The sequence below is a fragment of the Oleiphilus sp. HI0125 genome (assembly GCF_001635355.1).
The window spans coordinates 1-1,280 of sequence record NZ_LWGF01000610.1 but is presented as its reverse complement, the minus strand read 5'-3'; the positions used below and the strand labels follow the sequence as shown (position 1 = coordinate 1,280).

General features: G+C 45.9%; 3 protein-coding genes and 1 pseudogene. All 4 read right to left on the bottom strand.

Going from position 1 to position 1,280, the window contains the following annotated elements:
- The coding region (locus tag A3762_RS07735; protein ID WP_197469131.1) for a ribosomal protein L16 at positions 1 to 146 on the bottom strand (146 nt) is incomplete at its 3' end.
- Between the two features lie 11 nt (positions 147 to 157).
- Positions 158 to 841 (bottom strand): 30S ribosomal protein S3, encoded by a 684-nt coding sequence (gene rpsC / locus A3762_RS07730; RefSeq protein WP_068475209.1) that lies wholly within the window; start codon positions 839 to 841, stop codon positions 158 to 160.
- Positions 842 to 852: 11 nt separating this feature from the next.
- On the bottom strand, positions 853 to 1,185 hold the full coding sequence (gene rplV, locus A3762_RS07725; protein ID WP_068473663.1) for a 50S ribosomal protein L22: 333 nt from the start codon (positions 1,183 to 1,185) through the stop codon (positions 853 to 855).
- An 18-nt stretch (positions 1,186 to 1,203) separates the two neighbouring features.
- Positions 1,204 to 1,280: pseudogene (locus A3762_RS25755) on the bottom strand (30S ribosomal protein S19); the annotation flags it as partial.

The following is a 1,280-nucleotide window of genomic DNA, read 5'->3' as shown; positions in this document are numbered from 1 at the left end:
GCCTCAATTTGGCGCGCAGTAATACGACCACGACCTGTCGCTTTCAGACCATACTCACCGAAGCTAATTTTAGCGCCACGTTGAGCTAGGCCACGATTACGACCTTTCTGTACTTTTCTAAATTTGGTACGTTTTGGCTGTAACATCTCTCGGCCCCTTACTTAGCAGACTTCTTGCGTGAGTTCTTCTTAGCTTCGCGTACCTGCTCGATACCGCCAAGAATCTCACCCTTGAAGATCCATACTTTGACACCGATGATGCCGTAAGTTGTGCTAGCTTCATGCGTTGCATAATCAACATCTGCACGAAGAGTATGTAGAGGTACGCGACCTTCACGGTACCACTCAGAACGAGCGATCTCAGCACCGCCAAGACGACCACCTAGCTGAATCTTGATTCCTTTAGCGCCTTGACGCATTGCATTCTGAACCGCACGCTTCATAGCACGACGGAACATAACACGACGCTCAAGTTGGCTAGCAACGCTAGCTGCAACCAATTTTGCATCAAGATCAGGCTTACGAATTTCTTCGATGTTAATGTGGACAGGAACGCCCATCATTTTGCCAACTTCTTTACGAAGCTTCTCAACGTCTTCACCTTTCTTACCGATTACAATACCAGGGCGAGCCGTGTGAATTGTAATACGTGCATTTTGTGCTGGACGCTCGATAGTGATCTTGCTTACAGACGCTTTTTCTAAACGCTTCATCAAGAAATCACGAACTTCGATATCATTGAGAAGGTTGTTTGCGTATTCACCTTTTTCTGCATACCAAACGGAGTTGTGGTCTTTCACAATACCCAGTCTGATACCATTAGGATGTACTTTCTGACCCATCTGTGTATCTCCTAGTTATCGGCCACTTTGACCGTGATATGACAGGTGCGCTTAAAAATACGATCAGCACGACCCTTCGCACGAGGACGGATACGCTTCATAGTTGGACCTTCATCAACAAAAACTGTTGATACTGTAAGATCGTCAACATCAAGACCGTCATTGTGCTCAGCGTTTGCGATTGCTGATTCCAACACCTTCTTCATCAATTGTGCAGCTTTCTTAGTGCTAAAAGACAATGTCTCTAGCGCTTCTTCTACACCTTTGCCTCGAATCTGATCTGCTACCAAACGCGCTTTCTGAGCAGAAATTCGAGCACCTCTATGCTTTGCAGCTACTTCCATCTCTAAATCCTCTCAGAATTAACGCTTAGCTTTCTTATCAGCAGCATGGCCGCGATAAGTACGTGTAGCAGCGAATTCACCTAGTTTATGGCCTA

Coding starts and splice junctions, on each gene's coding strand:
- rpsC (WP_068475209.1), bottom strand. CDS start 841: ATGGGTCAGAAAGTACATCCTAATGGTATCAGACTGGGTATTGTGAAA.
- rplV (WP_068473663.1), bottom strand. CDS start 1,185: ATGGAAGTAGCTGCAAAGCATAGAGGTGCTCGAATTTCTGCTCAGAAA.